General features: G+C 58.8%; 22 protein-coding genes. 14 read left to right on the forward strand and 8 right to left on the reverse strand.

All coding sequences use genetic code 11. The features are described 5' to 3' along the window. Positions 1-49: 49 nt before the first annotated feature. Genes SynBMKMC1_RS07440 through SynBMKMC1_RS07455 form a run of 4 tightly spaced genes read left to right on the forward strand, consistent with a single transcriptional unit; the run spans position 50 to position 4,868 of the window. Positions 50-622 (forward strand): biotin transporter BioY, encoded by a 573-nt coding sequence (locus SynBMKMC1_RS07440; RefSeq protein ID WP_186471277.1) that lies wholly within the window; start codon positions 50-52, stop codon positions 620-622. Then, positions 619-1,125, forward strand: a complete 507-nt coding sequence (gene lspA / locus SynBMKMC1_RS07445) for a signal peptidase II (protein ID WP_186471278.1) — start codon at positions 619-621, stop codon at positions 1,123-1,125. The genes SynBMKMC1_RS07440 and lspA overlap by 4 nt, the downstream gene beginning before the upstream one ends. Beyond that, positions 1,112-3,265, forward strand: a complete 2,154-nt coding sequence (locus SynBMKMC1_RS07450; RefSeq protein WP_186471279.1) for a transglycosylase domain-containing protein — start codon at positions 1,112-1,114, stop codon at positions 3,263-3,265. Before lspA ends, SynBMKMC1_RS07450 begins: the two co-directional genes overlap by 14 nt. A 7-nt stretch (positions 3,266-3,272) precedes the next feature. Then, positions 3,273-4,868, forward strand: coding sequence for a GTP-binding protein (locus SynBMKMC1_RS07455; RefSeq protein WP_186471280.1), 1,596 nt, complete (start codon positions 3,273-3,275; stop codon positions 4,866-4,868). Positions 4,869-4,964: 96 nt separating this feature from the next. Here SynBMKMC1_RS07455 and SynBMKMC1_RS07460 read toward each other — a convergent pair whose 3' ends face one another. Then, entirely contained in the window at positions 4,965-6,410 is a 1,446-nt protein-coding gene (locus tag SynBMKMC1_RS07460; RefSeq protein WP_255486386.1) for a pyridoxal-dependent decarboxylase, read from the reverse strand. 40 nt (positions 6,411-6,450) lie between these two features. On the opposite strand from SynBMKMC1_RS07460, the gene SynBMKMC1_RS07465 reads away from it, so the two are divergent. Continuing rightward, positions 6,451-6,978 (forward strand): nucleoside deaminase, encoded by a 528-nt coding sequence (locus tag SynBMKMC1_RS07465; protein WP_186471282.1) that lies wholly within the window; start codon positions 6,451-6,453, stop codon positions 6,976-6,978. On the opposite strand, the gene SynBMKMC1_RS07470 is transcribed toward SynBMKMC1_RS07465, so the two are convergent. Then, the gene (locus tag SynBMKMC1_RS07470; protein ID WP_186471283.1) at positions 6,920-8,116 is read right to left on the reverse strand and encodes an alanine--glyoxylate aminotransferase family protein; all 1,197 of its coding nucleotides are present in this window, start codon (positions 8,114-8,116) and stop codon (positions 6,920-6,922) included. The two genes, SynBMKMC1_RS07465 and SynBMKMC1_RS07470, sit on opposite strands and share 59 nt — an antisense overlap. Positions 8,117-8,213: 97 nt before the next feature. After that, positions 8,214-8,738, reverse strand: a complete 525-nt coding sequence (locus SynBMKMC1_RS07475; protein ID WP_186471284.1) for an allophycocyanin subunit beta — start codon at positions 8,736-8,738, stop codon at positions 8,214-8,216. Positions 8,739-8,951: 213 nt separating this feature from the next. Between SynBMKMC1_RS07475 and glnA the strand changes: the two genes are divergently transcribed. Next, complete coding sequence (glnA, locus tag SynBMKMC1_RS07480; RefSeq protein WP_186471285.1) at positions 8,952-10,373, forward strand: type I glutamate--ammonia ligase; 1,422 nt, start codon at positions 8,952-8,954, stop codon at positions 10,371-10,373. 9 nt (positions 10,374-10,382) lie between these two features. On the opposite strand, the gene SynBMKMC1_RS07485 is transcribed toward glnA, so the two are convergent. Further along, positions 10,383-10,652 (reverse strand): hypothetical protein, encoded by a 270-nt coding sequence (locus SynBMKMC1_RS07485; protein ID WP_186471286.1) that lies wholly within the window; start codon positions 10,650-10,652, stop codon positions 10,383-10,385. A gap of 149 nt (positions 10,653-10,801) precedes the next feature. Between SynBMKMC1_RS07485 and SynBMKMC1_RS07490 the strand changes: the two genes are divergently transcribed. Together SynBMKMC1_RS07490 and SynBMKMC1_RS07495 are read left to right on the forward strand one after the other, a co-directional pair. Beyond that, complete coding sequence (locus tag SynBMKMC1_RS07490; RefSeq protein ID WP_186471287.1) at positions 10,802-11,872, forward strand: class I SAM-dependent methyltransferase; 1,071 nt, start codon at positions 10,802-10,804, stop codon at positions 11,870-11,872. Between the two features lie 67 nt (positions 11,873-11,939). After that, a complete protein-coding gene (locus SynBMKMC1_RS07495) occupies positions 11,940-12,257 on the forward strand; it encodes a hypothetical protein (protein WP_011933254.1) in 318 nt (105 codons plus the stop codon). Position 12,258: 1 nt separating this feature from the next. Here SynBMKMC1_RS07495 and SynBMKMC1_RS07500 read toward each other — a convergent pair whose 3' ends face one another. Next, positions 12,259-12,519 carry a hypothetical protein gene (locus SynBMKMC1_RS07500; RefSeq protein WP_255486087.1) on the reverse strand — a complete coding sequence of 87 codons (261 nt, stop codon included), beginning with the start codon at positions 12,517-12,519 and terminating at the stop codon, positions 12,259-12,261. A gap of 7 nt (positions 12,520-12,526) precedes the next feature. On the opposite strand from SynBMKMC1_RS07500, the gene SynBMKMC1_RS07505 reads away from it, so the two are divergent. Then, a complete protein-coding gene (locus tag SynBMKMC1_RS07505) occupies positions 12,527-12,820 on the forward strand; it encodes a DUF6439 family protein (RefSeq protein ID WP_186471288.1) in 294 nt (97 codons plus the stop codon). Here SynBMKMC1_RS07505 and SynBMKMC1_RS07510 read toward each other — a convergent pair. Next, a complete protein-coding gene (locus SynBMKMC1_RS07510; RefSeq protein WP_011933256.1) occupies positions 12,780-13,244 on the reverse strand; it encodes an ATP-binding protein in 465 nt (154 codons plus the stop codon). The two genes, SynBMKMC1_RS07505 and SynBMKMC1_RS07510, sit on opposite strands and share 41 nt — an antisense overlap. A gap of 82 nt (positions 13,245-13,326) precedes the next feature. Beyond that, positions 13,327-14,043, reverse strand: a complete 717-nt coding sequence (locus SynBMKMC1_RS07515) for a GUN4 domain-containing protein (protein ID WP_186471289.1) — start codon at positions 14,041-14,043, stop codon at positions 13,327-13,329. 39 nt (positions 14,044-14,082) lie between these two features. Between SynBMKMC1_RS07515 and mnmH the strand changes: the two genes are divergently transcribed. From mnmH to SynBMKMC1_RS07535, 4 genes are read left to right on the forward strand one after another with little or no spacing between them, the layout of a single operon-like run. After that, positions 14,083-15,138, forward strand: coding sequence for a tRNA 2-selenouridine(34) synthase MnmH (mnmH, locus tag SynBMKMC1_RS07520; RefSeq protein WP_186473372.1), 1,056 nt, complete (start codon positions 14,083-14,085; stop codon positions 15,136-15,138). A gap of 28 nt (positions 15,139-15,166) precedes the next feature. After that, entirely contained in the window at positions 15,167-15,556 is a 390-nt protein-coding gene (psb28, locus tag SynBMKMC1_RS07525; RefSeq protein ID WP_011933259.1) for a photosystem II reaction center protein Psb28, read from the forward strand. Further along, positions 15,553-16,632, forward strand: coding sequence for an AI-2E family transporter (locus SynBMKMC1_RS07530; protein ID WP_186471290.1), 1,080 nt, complete (start codon positions 15,553-15,555; stop codon positions 16,630-16,632). Before psb28 ends, SynBMKMC1_RS07530 begins: the two co-directional genes overlap by 4 nt. Continuing rightward, entirely contained in the window at positions 16,629-17,630 is a 1,002-nt protein-coding gene (locus SynBMKMC1_RS07535) for an AI-2E family transporter (protein ID WP_011933261.1), read from the forward strand. The genes SynBMKMC1_RS07530 and SynBMKMC1_RS07535 overlap by 4 nt, the downstream gene beginning before the upstream one ends. Before the next feature lie 141 nt (positions 17,631-17,771). Here the strand turns inward: SynBMKMC1_RS07535 and SynBMKMC1_RS07540 are convergent, their stop codons facing one another. Beyond that, complete coding sequence (locus tag SynBMKMC1_RS07540; protein WP_011933262.1) at positions 17,772-18,254, reverse strand: flavin reductase family protein; 483 nt, start codon at positions 18,252-18,254, stop codon at positions 17,772-17,774. 169 nt (positions 18,255-18,423) lie between these two features. Here SynBMKMC1_RS07540 and SynBMKMC1_RS07545 point away from each other — a divergent pair, with 169 nt between their 5' ends. Beyond that, the gene (locus SynBMKMC1_RS07545) at positions 18,424-18,987 is read left to right on the forward strand and encodes a hypothetical protein (protein ID WP_255486089.1); all 564 of its coding nucleotides are present in this window, start codon (positions 18,424-18,426) and stop codon (positions 18,985-18,987) included. Positions 18,988-19,084: the final 97 nt, after the last annotated feature.

Below are 19,084 nucleotides of genomic sequence, written 5' to 3' on the forward strand. Positions count from 1 at the left end.
GGGCAATGCCTCCCTCTTACAGCAGGATGGCTCCAGCTGACGACTGTCCGTGAGGGCTCTGGCCACATGGAGCGGCGCTGTCGCCGGTCTGTTTCTGATTTTGGTAGGCAGCTTGATTCAGGCGGCCCTCGTGGTTCCTCTCCCTGAGCAACCTGGAGCTGTGCTGCCATTGCCCAGCACCTGGCAGGTTCCAGCATTGCTTTTGTGCGCCCTGGTTGCAGGCCCCCGTGCCGGTGTCATTGCCTCGGTCGCCTATCTCACCATCGGCCTTGTGGATCTGCCGGTTTTTTACGGGGGCGGCGGCTTTGCCTATGTGCTCACCCCTGGGTTCGGGTACTTGGCCGGATTCATACCTGCCGCGTGGCTGACCGGTCGGTTAGCGATGCAGAGCGGCATGAATGACATCCCACGGCTCACGCTGGCTGCCATGGCCGGTCTGCTGATTATTCAGCTCTGTGGCTTGCTCAATCTCCTTTTGGGAACCGCACTCGGTCGCTGGCAGCAACCCCTGGCAGAACTGTTGTTTAGCTACAGCCTTGGTCCCCTGGTGGCGCAACTCGCTCTTTGCTGCGCTGCAGGCCTCTTGGCACGTTGGCTGCGGAGTCTGTTGTGGGTGGAATGAATCCAGCCGGTCGCGCAGGGCAACGAACCCGTCGGTCGCTGCGGCGCGAAGCATTGCTCGTGATCAGCGTTGCGATGGTGATCCTGGATCAGTGGAGCAAGCACTGGGCGCACTCCGCTTTGATTCTTGGCAGGCCAATGCCGTGGATTCCTGGATTGCTGCAGCTTCGCCTGGTGAAGAACACAGGCGCAGCCTTCAGTTTGTTCACAGACTCCACCCTGTTTCTCGGCGTTCTCAGCCTGCTGGTCACCCTTGGCGTTGGCGCCTGGATCTGGCGTCAACCCAAGCGAGATGTCTGGATGGGTCTTGCGTTGGCATGTCTCCTTGGAGGAACTCTGGGCAACGGCATCGATCGTTGGCGCCTCGGATATGTCACCGATTTCCTGGAATTGGTGCCCATCCAGTTCCCCATTTTCAACTGGGCTGATGTCGTGATTAATGTCTCCGTCGTCTGCTTTGCCATCGACGCCTTCCGCGAACGCCGTGGCCATGACGAATCCTGATCTGAAGGGCGCAGCCCGGCTCACAATCCATCAGCACGATCGGCCTGATCAAATCCTTGTGCTGCACGGGGAGGGATACCGAATTGGTCGCGACCAAGGTCTGGAGATCTGCATCGAGCATCCCGCCGTCAGCCGTCAACACGCTGTGCTGCAGAAGCGCAAACGGCAGTGGTGTCTCGTTGATCAAGGCTCAACCAATGGCCTCTGGTGGAAGGGCCGCAGGGTCAGGGAAATCGAATTGAAAGACGGTGACCAGATCAGCCTGGCTCCCGCCAGCGAAGCCGGAGCCCCCTCCCTGCGGTTTGAAAACCCAGCAAATCGGGTTGCACAACGCATCCGGCGCTGGTTTGGCCTCGGACTTGTGCTGGCACTGGGGGGATCGGGTGCTCTTCTTGTTCTTGCTGGTCTGAATGTGCCCGTCCGTGGCCGCCTGGCCACAGTGCGTGGCCCGGTGGCCATCTACGACGGCAACAACAAACCGCTCGATTCCGTTGACTCCAGTCGTCACCGGGAACTGGACTCTCTTGCTGAGTTTTCACCGTCACTGATTAACGCCCTACTCAGCAGTGAAGACAACCGTTTCTGGTGGCACCCAGGGGTTGATCCCATCGGCACCATCCGTGCGTTCGCCACCAACATCACCGGCGGACGGGTTCTGGAGGGGGGAAGCAGCCTCACCCAGCAGCTGGCCAGAAGCCTCTACCCGGATCTGGTGGGCGAAGGAGACACCCTGGGCCGGAAATGGAGAGAACTGCTGGTCGCCCTTCAGTTAGAGAGTCGCTTCAGCAAGGGTGAGCTGCTGTTGAGTTATCTCAACAGGGTGTACCTCGGAGTGGGCTGGGGGTTTGACGATGCCTCCCGAATCTTTTTCAACAAATCAGCTGGATCACTCTCGGTGGAGGAAGCGGCGCTGTTGGTGGGCCTGTTGCCCTCGCCCAATGGCCACGACCCTTGTCAGTTCCCGCAACGCGCTCTCGAAGCACGCAACAGGGTTCTCAACAAGATGGCGGACGCCGGGCGGCTCTCCCTCGATGCAGCGCGCGCGGCTCGTCGTCAGCCCATTCAGCTGGCCCAAAATGCATGCAGCAAAGAGGCCACCCGTCGCTCAGCACCCTTCTACACCGATCAGGTGAAAAGGGACCTCACCGCTCTCGTGGGCCCTGAGGTGGCAGCTGAGGGGAACTTCCTGATCGAAACCCACCTCGATCCGGTGCTTCAAAACGTGATTGAACGACGACTGCGCAACCTGATTAGGACTGCTGGCGGTTTGGGAGTCACAGAGGGCGCTGCGGTGGTGATCGACAGTCGCAGTGGAGGCGTACTCGCGATTGCCGGTGGACGCGACTACCGCTTCAGTCAGTTCAACCGTGCCTCCATGGCCATGCGTCAGCCAGGAAGCACCTTCAAGCTCATGACTTACCTGGCTGCTTTGGACAAGGGGATCAAGCCCACTGAGAGCATTGACTGCAGCGCCATGGAATGGGGCGGACAGCGGTTTGAAAGTCCCTGCAAGGGGCGTCTGACGCTCACCAGTGCTTTTGCATCAAGCAGCAACACAGCAGCCCTGCGCCTGGCCAAGCGCGTGGGATTGGAGCAAGTGGTCCGTCAGGCAAGGGCCCTGGGCATCACCACCCCTCTTGATCCCGTGCCTGGATTGGCGCTTGGACAGAGTGAAGTGCGCTTGATCGAGCTCACCAGTGCCTATGCCGCCGTGGTCAACAAAGGGCAATGGAAACCAGCCACAACGATCCGTCGGCTGATGGATGCTGAAACCTGCCGCCAGGACAATCTGCGTGGATGCGGCAGTCTCACTGGACCACAAGCAAACAGCCTGAATGCCGGACGTCAGGCCATCCGTCCGGACGTTGCCAAACAAATGCAGGGGATGCTGCGCGCGGTAGTGAGAAGCGGCACTGGAACCGGAGCGTCTCTCGGAGGACAGGAAGGCGGCAAGACCGGAACCACCAATGACGGGCGCGATCTCCTGTTCATCGGCTATGAACCAAGCCGTCACTGGGTGCTGGGAATCTGGCTCGGCAATGACGACAACAGCCCCTCGGCCAGCTCGAGTGCCCTGGCGGCGTCTCTTTGGGGAGAGATCATGCGTTCAGCAGGACGGGGCGGGCTGAATACGCGATAACTGGCGCATGAAACAACAGACCCGCTTGCTCTTGGCAGGAACTGCGGCTCTGATCGCACTGATGGTGGTTGGCCTGGTGCTTCAGGCCATTCGCAACCTGCTTTGGGATCTCAGTTATTGGCTGCCTCCCTGGCTTGTTGGGCCCGTGCTTCTCATCGGCGCTGTGCTTCTGGTGGCTGCGCTGGTCCAATTCGGTGTTCCGTTGGTTCAACGCTGGAAGCAGGGACGCCGGGCCCAGGGCACAGGGGCATCCAGTCCAGTCCCGCCGAGCAATCGACGGGATGCCGCCCGTCAGAGCCTTGAGAGTGTGGATCGACTTCTGGCTCGACTACAAGACGATGTCGCTCGCCAATCGTTGCTGGAGGAGCGGGAACGCGTGGCCCGACAGCTTGACCGTGGCGACCTGGAAGTGGTGGTGTTCGGCACCGGATCAAGTGGAAAAACCTCACTGATCCGTGCCCTCCTGCGGGACATCGTGGGCGAGGTGGGGGCATCGATGGGATCCACCAGTGAAAGCCGCTCGTATCGCTTGAGGCTGAAAGGATTGGAGCGAGGCGTGCTTCTTGTGGATACGCCTGGAATCCTTGAAGGGGGCCAGGACGGACGCACCCGCGAGCAACAGGCCAGACAACGGGCGTCGCGCGCTGATCTGATGCTGGTGGTCGTGGATGGTGATCTGCGCAGCCAGGAACTGGCCATCGTTCAGAGCCTCTCAGGTCTTGGCAAGAGGCTTCTCCTCGTGCTCAACAAGTGCGACCTCCGAGGGGAGGACGAGGAGCGACGGCTCCTGCAGCTTCTGCGTGAACGCTGTCTGGGATGGCTTTCCCCTGAGGATGTCGTGGGGACCAGCGCGGCACCACAATCGTTGCCGAGGCCAGGGCAAAACCCTTGGCAACCTCCACCAGAGGTGGGGGCGTTGCTTACACGACTCGCCGTCGTTCTGCATCAAGACGGCGAGGAGTTGCTTGCCGACAACATCCTTCTCCAATGCCGATCGCTTGGTGAAACGGGCCGCACGCTGCTCGATCAGCAACGCGAACAGGAAGCCCGACGCATCGTTGATCGCTACACGTGGATCAGTGCAGGGGTGGTGGCAGCCACTCCCTTGCCGGGTGTGGATCTACTCGGCACAGCCGCGGTCAATGCCCAGATGGTGATGGAAGTGGCGGGTGTTTACGGCATTCAGCTCACCCGCGACAGGGCTCAGAACCTCGCGCTTTCCGTTGGGCGAACCTTGGCAGGGCTCGGTGTGGTGAAAGGAGGAGTGACGCTCATTGGCACAGCACTGAGCGTGAACCTTCCCACGCTTCTGCTCGGACGAGCCGTGCAGGGAGTCGCCGCTGGATGGCTCACCAGAATTGCAGGGGCCAGCTTCATCACGTTCTTTCAGCAGGATCAAGACTGGGGCGATGGCGGCGTCCAGGACGTCGTTCAGAGGCATTACGACCTCAACCGACGCGATCGCTCACTTCGGGAGTTTCTTGAGACGGCACTCCGGCGGGTTGTGGACCCACTTCAGCAGGAAGCGAAGAAACGACTGCCGCCCCGACCAGGGCCTCGGGCGGAGGCGGACGCATGGGACCGCGGCTATCGAGAACCGTGATCAGCCCGAGGTAAAGCAGGCCAATCAGGATCGAGACCGCTCCTGTGAGCACTGCAATCCATCGGCCTCGCTGTTGCTGCGAGTCAGGGCCTGACATCAGTGCTCACTCCGTGCGATCGATTGGTTGATGCACATCCCCAGATGATCGATCAGAGCATTGGAGGTATGGGGATTTCCGAGCACCATTTTGATGTGGTGGAGCCCTTGGTATTGGGGTCTTGACACCATGATCTGTTCATCAAGGAGACGCTGACGCAGTTGTGTGGACCAACGTTCACTGGAATCGCAGTCAGCATTTTTCGGCGCACAGCTCAGGAGGTGGAGCGGGCCGGAACGCACATCAAGGGCTTGATCGTCGAGGCATCGTTGCAGGCGCTCCCTGCGAGCCAGAGCATTGAACAAAAGCGAGTGAATCCCTTCCATTCCCAGTTGACGCAATCCAAGCCAGAGCTTGAGGATTTCCGCCGGTCTGCTTCCTTGCAATCCCATTTCGCCACCGTGAGCACCAAACGCGGCAGGCTCCATGTAGGGAAGTCCAGTTCCGAAGGCAGCTTGGAGCTTTGACACGTCGCGAACCAGCAACAGCGAGGAGGTCTTGGCGATCCCGAGCAGCTTCTGCGGATTCACGGTGATTGAGTCGGCTTCACCCGATCCGTCCACCAGGGAACGGGTTTTCTCAGAGAGAGCAAAAACAGCGCCGATGGCACCATCCACGTGCAGCCAGGTGCCATGGGTTTGGGCCATTTTGGCGATCGCCCTCAGGGGGTCGATCGCACCACGCACCGTCGTACCGGCCGTGGCGACGATGGCCAAACAGGGACGTTGCTCAGTCGCGAGATTGTTGAGCTCCTGTTGCAGAACATCCACCCTTAGACATCCATGCCCATCCACGGGGATCCGCCGCAGACCATCGGCGTGAAGCCCCATCACCCTGCAAGCTTTGGCCAAGGACACGTGAGCGTCGTCGCTTGTTAAGACGACAGCGTTGGACACAGCATCCAGACCAAGGGAATGGCGGGCGGTGACCAAGGCGGTGAGGTTGCTGAGCGTGCCACCACTGGCAGCGACCCCGCCTGCTCCCTCGGGGAGATCGAGACGGGAGGCAAACCATCCACAAAGTTGACGCTCCAGCTGGGAAAGGCTGGGTGAGAGTTCCTCCGCCAAAAGGTTGTTGTTCAGTCCTGCACAGATGAGCTCTGCGGCAATCGAGGCCGTATTCGGAGGAGGATCCAGATGGGCTAAGGCTCCCGGATGGGATGGCTGGTAAGCACCATCCATCACCTGCTGAAGATCATCCAGAAGATGTTGTGCTCCAAGGCCTTCCGTCTCCGGGAAGGCATGGGGGAGTAAACGCAGCGATGGCAATGGTGATCGCTGGTTCGCAGAACCAAACCAACGGCAAAGTTGCGCGCTGGCCTCCTCCAGAAACGTCTGCAACTGAGGGTCCAGGCCATCAGGTGAAGCGAAGGGGGCCAATCGGTCCAATGCTTCCGAAGATGACCGAGCGGAGCCGTGCAAGAAACAGTCGCGATCAAAAACCATTGTCACCTTTGGTGGCACATTGGAAGTCAGGCAGCGATGCATGGCCGTGCGGGCGGACCCGGTTCAGCTCACTCCCCAGGCGATGAGGGCTTGGATGCAGCGGCTGCTCAACAGGGCTGAGCGCGTGGGCGCCACTGGCGAGATTCCAGTAGCGGCTGTTCTCCTCGATGAAGCAGGGCGGTGTATCGGCCATGGATCCAATCGCAGGGAATGCCTCAACGATCCCCTGGGACATGCGGAGTTGATGGCCTTACGACAGGGCGCCTGGCTGCTCGGCGATTGGCGCATGAACCACTGCACCCTGATGGTGACCCTGGAGCCATGCCCCATGTGTGCTGGAGCCCTGGTTCAGGCCAGAGTTGGACAGGTGATCTTCGCTGCCCGAGACAGCAAACGCGGCGGGCTAGGGAGCACGATCAATCTCGCTGAACATCAAAGTGCTCACCACCACATGCGCGTGGTGAGCGGAGTGCTGGAAGAGCAGGCCTCGGCACTGCTGGCGGGCTGGTTCAGGCAGCGACGCAGGAACCTTCGCGGAAACGAGGAAGCTCAGTCTCAAACAAATTGAGCAGACGATTCACGTTTTCAGGGGTGGAGTTGTAGCCCATCAGGCCAACTCTCCAAATCTTTCCTGCCAGAGCGCCAAGACCACCGCCCACCTCAATGCCATGGGTGTTCAACAGATAAGACGAGAAGGCCTTGCCGTCCACGTCGTCTGGGATGCGCACGGTCGTGAGGGTGGGCAATCGCAAGGCCTCGGGGACATGCATCTCAAGGCCAAGAGATTCCAATCCTTTCCAGAGCGCTTCGGCATTGCGGCGATGCCTTGACCAGGCGTTGTCCAATCCTTCGTCGGCAAGAAGCCGGAGGGCTTCACGCATACCGAAATTCATATTCACTGGAGCGGTGTGGTGATAAACCCTGTCGCTTCCCCAGTACTGATTCAGCAAGGAGACATCCAGATACCAGTTTGGAACTTTGTCCTTTCTCGCAGCAAGCTTGGCTTCAGCACGAGGGCCCATGGTGAACGGTCCAAGGCCTGGAGGACAGCTCAAACCCTTCTGGCTGCAGCTGTAGGCCATGTCCACCTTCCACTCATCGAGGTAGAGGGGAACACCTCCAAGAGATGTGACCGTGTCGAGCAGAAGCAGACAGTCGTGCTTGCGGCAGAGGTCACCAACGCCCTCCATGGGTTGGCACACCCCTGTGGAGGTTTCTGCATGCACCATGGCCAGAATCGCCGGCTTGTGATGCTGGAGTGCAGAGTCCAGCTCGTCGAGCGTGAACGCCTCCCCCCAGGGTTTTTCAATCACGCGAACATCGGCTCTGTAACGGCCGGCCATATCCGCCAGGCGATTGCCGAAATAGCCCTTGACTGCGACCAACACGCGATCGCCGGGCTCAACTGTGTTGGCCAGGGTGGCTTCCATCGCCGCGCTTCCTGTACCGCTCATGGGCAAGGTGAGGCGATTGTCGGTCTGCCAGGCGTAACGCAGCAATTCCTGCACTTCACCCATCAGATCCACATACAAGGGATCGAGGTGACCGATCGGCGTTCTTGCCAGTGCAGACAGAACAGTGGGATGGGCATTCGAGGGACCTGGGCCCAGCAGGAGGCGGTCAGGCGTACTGATGGGCTCTACAGAACGGCGATGGCGCGAATCAATCTGGGGAAGAGAGTGCGTCATCGGCAGGCCGGAAACCATTAATAAGTGGTGAAAGCCTACGCATCAATCGAGCCGGTTTGAGCTGGAAAGCCCTGTTCCGATGCCGCTTGAAACGATCAGACACTCCCTAAGGAATTCAGCGCTGACGAACATCGCTGGCGGCGAGGCCCGATGCCATGTGCTCAAAAGGAGCTCGAACCAAATCCAGGCTCTTGGTGGGGACACCCTCTTCCAGGAGACGTTCGCAGAGAACATCAGCAAGCAGAACCATGCTTCTCACCGTCGGTCCGGTGGGGACGCCCAAACTTTTATAGGTATCGTCCAATCCGTTCAGAACCCGCTCATTGAGAATCGTGCTGTCACCTGCAATCAAGGCGTAGCTGGCGTAGCGAAGGAAATAATCCATGTCGCGCAAGCAGGCAGCAAGACGCCGTGTGGTGTAAGCGTTGCCTCCGGGAAGCAGCAGTTCTGGATCTCCTTGAAACAGACGCTGACTCGCTTCACGCACAAGCTCGGCCGCTTCACGGTTGATCAACTCAACGGCCTTCAGCCTGATGGCGGACTCATCGAGATAGCTCTCGATCCGATCGATGGCGGAGCGATCGAGGTATCGGCCGAGCTGGTCGTACCGACCGATCAATCCGGTGATGGCATCACGCATGCAGAACTCTGGCCACGTTGGCCGGAAGCTAACACCAACATCGATCCGAAACCGCTTCCAGCGCGTGGGATCCCGGGAACTTGACAGAAACGGTTACCAAGAAAGCCGTCGATCCAGCTCAACGCCGGCGAGAGAAAAAATGTACTCATTGATACAAAACCATCCCACGGCGATCCCTACGGTCCTGGAGTGATCGAAGACCCACTAACGCCAATGGCTAGCACCGCCCAGGATGTACTCCGGCAGATCAAGGATGAAGGCATTGAACTGATTGATCTCAAGTTCACTGATCTCCACGGGAAGTGGCAGCACCTCACCATCTGCTCTGACCTTCTGGAAGCGGACTCTTTCGAGGAAGGACTGGCCTTCGACGGATCCTCAATCCGTGGCTGGAAGACCATTGACGCCTCAGACATGGCGATGGTTCCTGACCCATCGACAGCCTGGATCGATCCGTTTTACAGCCATAAAACACTGAGCATGATCTGCTCGATCCAGGATCCGCGAACGGGCACCCTGTACGACCGCTGTCCCCGCGCCCTGGCGCAGAGAGCATTGGCTTATTTATCTGGCAGCGGTTTGGCAGATACGGCCTTTTTCGGCCCGGAGCCAGAATTTTTTCTCTTTGACGACGTTCGTTACAACTCCAGCGAGGGAGGGAGCTTTTACAGCGTTGACACCATTGAAGCGTCCTGGAATAGCGGACGCCTGGAGGAAGGTGGCAACCTCGGCTACAAGATTCAGCTCAAAGAAGGTTATTTCCCTGTTGCACCCAACGACACAGCGCAGGACATCCGCTCCGAGATGCTGTTGATGATGGCCCAACTGGGAATCCCGATCGAAAAGCATCACCATGAAGTGGCGGGTGCTGGCCAACACGAACTGGGCATGAGATTCGCCGAGCTGATCCAGGCGGCGGATAACACCATGACCTACAAGTACGTGGTTCGCAATGTGGCCAAAAAGTACGGCAAAACCGCCACATTCATGCCCAAACCCGTTTTCAACGACAACGGCAGTGGCATGCACGTGCACCAAAGTCTTTGGAAAGCCGGCCAACCGCTGTTTTTCGGAGAAGGCACAGACGCCAACCTGTCTCAAACCGCCCGCTGGTACATCGGCGGAATCCTGAAACACGCTCCGTCATTCCTCGCATTCACCAATCCCACCACCAACAGTTACAAGCGCTTGGTGCCAGGGTTTGAAGCCCCGGTCAATCTCGTTTATTCAGAAGGCAATCGCTCCGCGGCGGTGCGCATCCCGTTGACTGGTCCGAACCCCAAGGCCAAGCGCCTGGAGTTCCGCTCCGGAGATGCCCTTGCCAATCCCTACTTGGCCTTCTCCGCGATGATGATGGCCGGCATTGATGGCATCAAGAATCAGATCGATCCGGGTGCACCCACCAATGAGGACCTGTTCGAGCTTTCAGCCGAACGCTTGAGCGCGATCGACACGGTGCCTGCCTCCCTCAATGGTGCCCTTGAAGCCCTGAATGCTGATCACCACTACCTCATGGAGGGCGGCGTCTTCAGCAAGGACTTCATCAATAACTGGATCGACCTGAAGTACGAGGAGGTGCAGCAGCTGCGTCAGCGTCCACACCCCCACGAGTTCACCATGTACTACGACGCCTGAACCCAGGCTTCAGCGGTGCCGCAGCTGGGCCATGGCGCTGTCATGGAGATGCTTCTCGTGCAGTCTCCGACGCGCCCACACTTTCTGCTGAGCAGCGGCACTGCGTCGTTCCACTGGCTGTGGATCGTCATGCTGCACAAGGGTTGCCTGTGTGCGTGCAACCTCATGGGCATGGCGATCAGCCCAGCTCATGTACTCAGCGGCTGCGCGCTGACGCCTCTCCAGAACGTTGTTGGAATAATCCAGGCTGAATGCGGCAGCTTGCGTCTGTTGTCCCATCCCGTGCACTCCGTCTCAACGGATTAATTCTGTAGCAACAGCTACCAATTTTTCTTGTTCTTCACAGTTCTTTCCCTCGAGGCCCGAGCCACGGCCACGGCGAGCCTCAGGATCAGCTGAAATAAACCTGCTTGATCAGGCTCTTTCGCATGGCGCCCAGCTTCACCGAGATCGCGTATCGGACCCTTCAGCAGGGTAGGAGCCTCGCTGGGCTGGTGCACAAGGAGTTGAGCACCAAGGTGATGGAAGTGGTGGCTCCGGACGTCGTTCCGCAGACCGAACCCGTTCCGGCTGAAATGATGGCAGCTCTCCGCCAGTCGCTCAACACGCTCCACGACCGCGACTGGCTGGACGCTGAAGAAGGTCTGTACCCGCAATCGCTTCTCTTTGATATTCCATGGCTGGACTGGGCTGAGCGCTATCCCCGTGTCTGGCTCGATCTTCCTTCCAATTGGGCCCGTCGCAGAGCCAGAGACGTCCAGGATTTACCAGATCTGTCGGATCGCGACTTCTACCCCGACTACTACCTCCAGAATTTTCACCATCAAACGGGTGGTTACCTGTCAGATCACTCAGCGGAGCTCTACGACCTGCAGGTTGACATTCTGTTCAACGGCGCCGCCGATGCCATGCGCCGCAGAATCCTTCCCTCCCTGCTGGATGGCTTGAAGCACTTCTCCAAGCGCTCCCAGGCCAATCTGCGCATCCTCGATGTCGCCACGGGAACGGGGCGCACACTCCACCAGATTCGGGCCGCACTTCCCCAAGCCACCCTTGTCGGGGTGGATTTGTCTGAGGCTTACCTGCGTCAAGCCAACCGTTGGCTGAACCAAGGGCGAAGCAGCCTCGTACAGCTCGTGCAAGGCAATGCTGAACGCATGCCCTTTGATCAAGGCGGTTTTCAAGCCTTGTCCTGTGTGTTTTTGATGCATGAATTGCCCGCTGATGCCAGGCAAGCCGTTTTGCAGGACTGCTACCGCCTTCTCGAACCCGGCGGTGTGCTCGTTCTCGCCGACTCAGTGCAATTGAAGGATTCGCCCCAGTTCGATGTGGCTATGGACAATTTCCGGCGGGTGTTCCATGAGCCTTACTACCGCGATTACATCAGTGATGACATCGATCAGCGGCTTCTGGATGCTGGATTCTGCAACGTGCAAGCCGAATCTCATTTCATGGCCCGCGTTTGGAGTGCCACCAAACCCGACTGCGGCACGAAGTGATTCCCTGACAGACGGCCTTGCGTTGGGGGTGGAACCCCATAAGGTGCAAGCACTTGAATGTCCGCCAATGACGAATCCGTTCAGGATCCGCTGGTTGCAAGGCTGGACTTTTCAGCTGGTGCTCATGGAAGGCAAGGTGCAGGTCGAAGCCCATGGCTTCGGTATTTGCCTGAGAACTGCAGTGCATCCTGGTGAAAGTCCCAGATCCGCGGCAGATCGCCTTGTCCTTGCTGAAGACCGCCGGCGTCGAGCGCTGCACCAAGCCTGGATCAAAGGCCAGATGCTTCCAGACAGCAGTGCCTCCGAACTTCCTCCCCTTGATGGGGCTCAGCCTGAACCCCCAGATTCGTTGGTGGTTGTCCAGCAGTCTCCTGTCGCAGCCTGATTCAGCTTCGCCCTAGCCACCACCCGATCAGAAGCCCTGGTCCACCCCAGCGCAGGGCTTTCCAAAGGAGTTGTCCCCGTTCCGGGATGAACAGCCATTGCAAGGCTGCAGGGTCTGCCTCGATGCACTGCTGAAGCAAACGGCGCTGCTGCTTCCGCCGTTTTGATCTGCGATCCGAACCCTCCCAGGTTTTGGGCTGCAACCCTGCAAGCCCACCCAACTGGTGGAGATAACGCTGATGAAACCGACCCGGTTTGCTCACCGTCGTTATGCGTTGTTCATTCAGATTAGAAAGGGTACGCGTAGATATCAGCGTGACTGTGAATCTCTGGCCTGACGGTGTGGTGGAGCAAGCCAAAGCGTTGCATCAATCGCTGACTATTGGGGATCGGGAGTGGCACAAGCTCAAGTCCAATGCGGATCGTCGGGGAGCCGAGCTTCTTGCAGCAGCACTCACCCAGCTTCTACAGGATGGTGAGAAGCGCGATGTGGAAGCGATGACCGAGCAAGCGTTGGGATGGATCAGACGAGAACTGAAAGATCCTGGTTGCCCCCATCGCTGAGCGTTCCTGCAGGCTGTCCTGGACGGCGACAGGCCAGCTGCACGCGATTGCCCCGCGAGCTCCAGCGAATGTCATCAAAACATTGATGCATCAAGAACAAGCCACGTCCATGGTTGGCATCGAGCTGTTCAGGCAAACAAGCGAGCCGTGCAGAACCCGGCAAACCCTTGCCCTCATCTTGAATCTGCCAAATCAACCAATTGGGAGTGAGAATCCGCCGGATGCGCAGACATTTGCCGGGGTCACCGGCATTGCCATGACGCACGGCATTCACGATCGCTTCTTGCAACCCAAGCTGAAGCCTGCAGGAGGTTTCCTGGCAATCCACCGGTTCAAGCAGCAACTCCAAAAGAGGACTCAGCTGCAGCGTGGAGGGGAGGATGAAATCAGCCCACCGAAAGATGGGTCGATAACGGCTGAGCATTCGGACTGAACCATCCTGCTTCGACCATAACGAGGGGAGTCGGCCCTGCCAAATACAAGAGCTCTCGTGAACTCCCAGGGGTTCATCCCCTTGGCTGAAGACCTGGATGGGACAGCAACGCGTCCATCAACCGCACACCTCGGAGTTGATTGACCAAGGGCATGTGACCTTCCGGTGCCTCCATGGACCATTGGAATGCACCTGGATAACGGGTCCAGGCGCCATCGATTTTCCAGCCGATCCGAGGCCAGAGCCTGTCGTAGCGACCGTCCAAAGCCTTCAGGAGTCGTGCTTGAACAGTGAATCCGAAACGACCCTGCGAGTAGGCGACCCAGAGACGATCCAACGTGCACAGATCGACTCCCTCCATGGGGGGGACCTCGCTGAAATACACGTAACCGCGTTTCACGGCCTGCTCTCCGGCCAACTCACGCAGCACACAGCTGGTCAAACGATCAGCTTCTTCGAAGTCCTCGTCCAGCAACGCCTGCTGCATGGCGCTGTAATCAATGCCTCGCGCTGATGGCGTCTCGAACCAGCCACCCGCAGAAATGCCCGGAATCTGAGCCAAAGCGTCGGGCTGATGTCGGCGCAAAACCTGCAGAATCCACCCGGCGGCCCAATCGTCACCACTGGCTTGATAAGGCTTCAGAGCTTCAGATCCAACAGAAGCCAGGGCATCGGCTGCTGTCTCCAAGGCAACCGCTGTGGTGCGCCGCTGCCGGGCTGACCCGCTAGCGAGGCGTTCGAGGAGCTTGTCGATGCTGAGATCTTGAGCTGGAGTTCTTCCGGAGAGCATGTCGTCCTGCCGGCTCGACAGGGTCGGCGTTGGCCCACTATGTCAGGCATGGGCATCACGACCGCAGCCAGTGTCGAGACATTCCGAGCAGCGGCAGGTCCGCTGGTTGACGTTCGCACCCCTCAAGAGTTCCGTCAGGGACATTGGCCAGGCGCCATCAACATTCCACTGTTCACAGACGAGCAGCGCCATGACGTTGGCCTGACCTACAAGAAGCAGGGTCGCCATGCCGCCATTCAACTCGGGTTGGCCCTTTGCGGCCCACGCCTTGCTGATCTCTCGGAGACCCTCACGCAGACCGCTGGTGGCGAGGCACAACCGTTGCGCCTCTACTGCTGGCGCGGCGGGATGCGCTCCAACAGCATGGCCTGGCTGGCGGGCCTGCGTGATCATCCGGTGTCCTTACTGGAAGGCGGATACAAGCGCTACCGGCAGTGGGTGCTGCAGACCTTTGAGAGTCCTTGGCCCCTCATGGTGCTTGGAGGACGGACAGGCACCGGCAAGACGGATCTGCTTCTGGAGCTAGAGAGCCTGAACGTGGCCGTGGTGGACCTCGAAGGACTGGCCCATCACCGAGGTAGCAGCTTCGGCAATCTCGGTCTGCCTGAGCAACCAAGCACGGAGCATTACGAGAATCGACTGGCAGAGATCCTTGAAGGGCATGCGCGCCGGCGAGCCTCGGAAATCTGGCTCGAAGCCGAAAGTTCTCAGGTGGGCCGCTGCAGAATTCCCAGGGCTCTGTTTCAGCAGATGCAGATGGCCCCTGTTCTTGAGATCCGCCGTAGTGATCAGGAGCGGGTGGATCGTCTCGTGGATGTGTACGCCGTGCACGACGCAACCGCACTGCGAGAGGCGACTGAACGAATCCAGCGGCGCCTTGGACCTCAGCGCACCCGGGAGGCCCTTTTGGCGATCGACCAACAGCGCTGGAGCGATGCCTGCATGGCGATGCTCGCGTACTACGACAGCTGCTACGACCGAGAGCTGGAACGCAAGCCAGCCTTGAGAACCATTGACCTGGAGGGAGTGGATCCCAAAGGAGCAGCCAAACTTCTGGTTGAAGAAGGCATCGTGAGAGCCATGGTCTGCTCTTAAGATCGCGTCTTGCGCGGACGATCGATCCATGGCAGACGGCGACAAGGCAGCGATTCAGTTTTTCCGCGGTACAGATGAGCCCGTCGTACCTGATATTCGACTCACCCGCAGCCGTGATGGACGGACCGGCCAGGCCACATTCATTTTTGAGCAGCCTGAGGCACTGGCTCCGGAAACGTTGGGCAATATCGCCGGAATGTGGATGGTGGATGAGGAAGGTGAATTGGTGACCCGTGAGGTCAATGGCAAGTTCGTGAACGGCAAGCCCTCAGCTCTGGAGGCCACCTACACCTGGAAAACAGAGCAGGATTTTGAACGCTTCATGCGTTTTGCTGAACGCTATGCCGAAACCAAAGGACTGGGTTATTCCAATAACTCGGGTAACAATGAGGGTGCCGACGAAGCGTCTGAAGGGTGAAATTTCAGCACTGGCTCGGGTTTGCAGCATTGCTGATTTCCGGGCTACTGCTCTGGAGCCTTCGTGACGTCCTGATTCACCTGTTCGCGGGTGTCGTGCTGGCAATGGCTCTCTGCACGTTGGTGGGGGCTCTGCGTGAGCGCTGGACCTTGCCCAGGCCTCTGGCGCTTCTGGTGTGCTTGCTCGGGTTGGCGTCGGTGGTGGCCATCGCCGTGGCCGTGATTCTTCCTCCGTTTTTCAGCCAGTTTCAGCAGCTCCTGATCCAACTCCCCACTGCCGCCAGGGAACTGCAGCAGATCATCACCGGATGGATCAGTTCGGCTTCAACGCTTGTTTACGGCCAGAACACACAGCCGGCGATCACCCCATCGGATCTCTCCAATGGCCTCTCAGCGCTCCCAAGCGGCTCCGCGCTCGCTTCTGGTGTGTCCGGGAGTCTGAAGGGATTGCTCGGATTGGCAGGCAACCTCGGCAGCGGTCTTGTTCAGCTGTTGTTCGTGTTCGCCGTGACTCTGATGGTGAGCATCCAGCCAATGGCGTACCGCGAGGTGGGTATTCAGCTGGTGCCTTCGTTCTATCGACGCAGAGCAAGAACCATTCTTCTCCAGTGCGGCGATGCCCTCAGCAGCTGGATGATCGGCGTGTTGATCAGCTCCTTCTGCGTTGCCGTGCTCGCTGGCATCGGACTGTCGCTGCTCGGCGTGAAATTGGTTGTGGCGAATGCACTCCTGGCAGGGCTGCTGAATGTGATTCCCAACGTGGGCCCCACCCTCAGCACGGTGTTTCCAATGTCTGTTGCCCTAGTGGATGCCCCTTGGAAAGCACTTGCTGTTCTGGTGCTCTACGTGGTGATTCAGAACGTTGAAAGCTATGTGATCACCCCATCAGTGATGCAGCACCAGGTGAATCTCCTGCCTGGTCTCACACTCACAGCGCAATTCATCTTCACCGTGCTGTTCGGCCCCCTGGGGCTTCTGATGGCGCTGCCGCTTGCCGTTGTACTGCAGGTGCTGATCCGTGAAATCGTGATTCACGACCTTCTCGACCCCTGGAAAAAGCGACGGGTTAACGCATGAGTCCCCGTAACCTTCTGGCAGCCCTCACCCTGGTGGTGCTGGCCCTGCTGGTCTGGCAGTTGCGCTGGGTTCTGTTGGTCCTCTTCGGTGCTGTGGTTCTGGCCGTCGCCCTGGACGTCCCAGTGCACGGGCTGATCAAACGCTTCAAGATCCAGCGCCCCTTGGCACTCCTGGTTGTGGTGCTGGCGCTGATGGTTGGTGGACTGGTGGTCATCCGCCTGCTTCTTCCAGAGCTGATCACGCAGTTCGGACAGCTCACATCTCTTCTGCCAAGTCTTCTTGGCAAAATTCGCACGATTCTGGCCAGCCAGCCCCAACTCGCGGAACTGAATCAAACCATTCCTGACCAGATCAGTTGGGACAAAGTTCAACCTGTGGGATCCCAGCTGCTGGGATTCGCCGGAGGAGCGGCCAATGGTGTCATCCAGGTTCTGCTGATGAGCCTGCTTGCAGTTCTCCTTGCACTCGATCCCCAGGCCCATCGGGGCATGCTGATCGCTGCAACACCGAGGCCCGCAAGGGCCGCAATGGCTGAAGTGCTCAATTCCTGCAGGGCCGCTCTCGGAGGTTGGCTGGCAGGCATGACCCTGTCGGCGACCGCCGTGTTCCTTCTGACCTGGGCAGGTCTAGCGGCACTGAAGGTGCCATTGGCTCTGCTCAGCGCCTTGCTCTGCGGTGTGCTCACCTTCGTTCCCACGATCGGTCCGACCGCTGCCACCTTGCTCCCCCTGGGGATCGCTCTGCTGATCTCCCCAGCACTGATGGTGCAGGTGCTCGTCCTGCGGTTGGTGATTCAGAACCTCGAAGCCTTCCTGCTCACACCCCTGCTTCTGCGCCGAACGGTGAATCTGTTGCCAACGGTGGCGCTTACGTCCCAGCTCAGCCTGGGCGCGTTGCTGGGTCTTCCTGGGGTGTTACTCGCACTCCCTCTCGTTGTGGTGCTTCAAGTGGGCATGCAGCAGGTCGTGGTTCAGCGAATCATGGATCGCTGGACTTAGAAACCCAGCCTCGAACCGACCTGCCCATTCCCTCGAGATGCTGCGTGTGCTCCCCGCAGCTCCAGTGCTGCGGGGACACCTCTCGGGGTGATTGCGGAGAGTTCGTTTAAGAGGGCTCTGGAGACGTTTGCGGAACCACGATCAACCGCCGTATTGCCATCCCGTTGGTCCCAGTTCAAGAGCAGGGGCATCGCGATGCAGCACTGAAGACTTCACTTCCCCGATGAACACTGTGTGATCACCATGGGCGAGCTGGCCAACCAGCTCACACTCCACACCCCCAAGGCCATCGTTGAGGATCGGTAAGCCAAGAGGCCCAAGCTCATAAGGTGCTGCTTCGAAGCGGCCACCCACGGCTGCCTGGGGCTTGAAGAACACAGCAGCCAGATCCTTCTGGTCGCTGGCGAGCACGTTGAGTGAAAAACGGCCTGTGCGCTGAATCATTCCGTTGCTGGTGCTGTCTGCTTTGACAGCCATCACCACGAGGGGTGGCTCAAAGGACCCCTGGGTGACCCAGCTCGCCGTAAATCCATTCACCACATCTCCCTCGGCAACTCCGCAAATGAAGAGTCCATGGGGAATTTTGCGTAGCAGCGTTTTCTTGGCCTCGAGATCAAGAGTCATGGCTGTCCCTCCGTTCTGTCTGAAACCACCCTAGGGGGAGAAAATTCAACGCTGAACGGCAGACGGGTGTGTTAACCGCACTGAACTGCTAGCTTTCCGCTTGCTTCAGGCTCAAGTGTTGGAGAGGCCCTCCTCCCTCGTTGTATTCGCGACAGTGGCGGGAAGTGCCGTGTTTGGACTCCTCCTCTACGCCGGTCTCTTCTACGCCAACGCCCGACGTTCAACATCCGGGCCTGACGCTGAAACAGCCCTCCCTGACTATCCCTCCAAGGAAGCTGCCCAGGCCGAATCCGAACGCTGGATTATGGAGGGAGGAGACATCGTTGTGAGAACGACACAACGGACCCGCCGGTCCGTCCCTCTGAGCAAGCAGGAGCGGCTCAAATTGGAAATGCTTGCCGATGAGCGCCGTCGCGAGCGCATCGAAGCGGACTATGCCGAATGCCTCGACTCAGCTGACAACGATCTAGCCAAAGAACTCTGCTCATTCCAACAGAGCAGCGAACCGACCCAAGGTTCAACAACTGACAGCGATGGCGGCAAGATTCCCAAAACAAAGATCATTGAAGATGTTGATGTAGTCACCAACAAAGAACCAAGGAGAACATGCACATTTGTCGAAGATTACCGTCGATTCAATTGTGTCGAACTGGCCATTGATCGAGACGAAGTCATTGATGCCTCGCAAAGAGAATCTCTGGAGATCAAAACCTACAAGCAATTCAGATACTAATTTTTTCGAGCAATCGTTCACGCGGTGAGGTGAGTCCAGCGCGATTATTCGACAGATCGATGTTGGATTCGGGTGCGTCGATAATGGAACCAGAGAG

The sequence above is a fragment of the Synechococcus sp. BMK-MC-1 genome, from assembly GCF_014279955.1.
Classification (GTDB): domain Bacteria; phylum Cyanobacteriota; class Cyanobacteriia; order PCC-6307; family Cyanobiaceae; genus Synechococcus_C.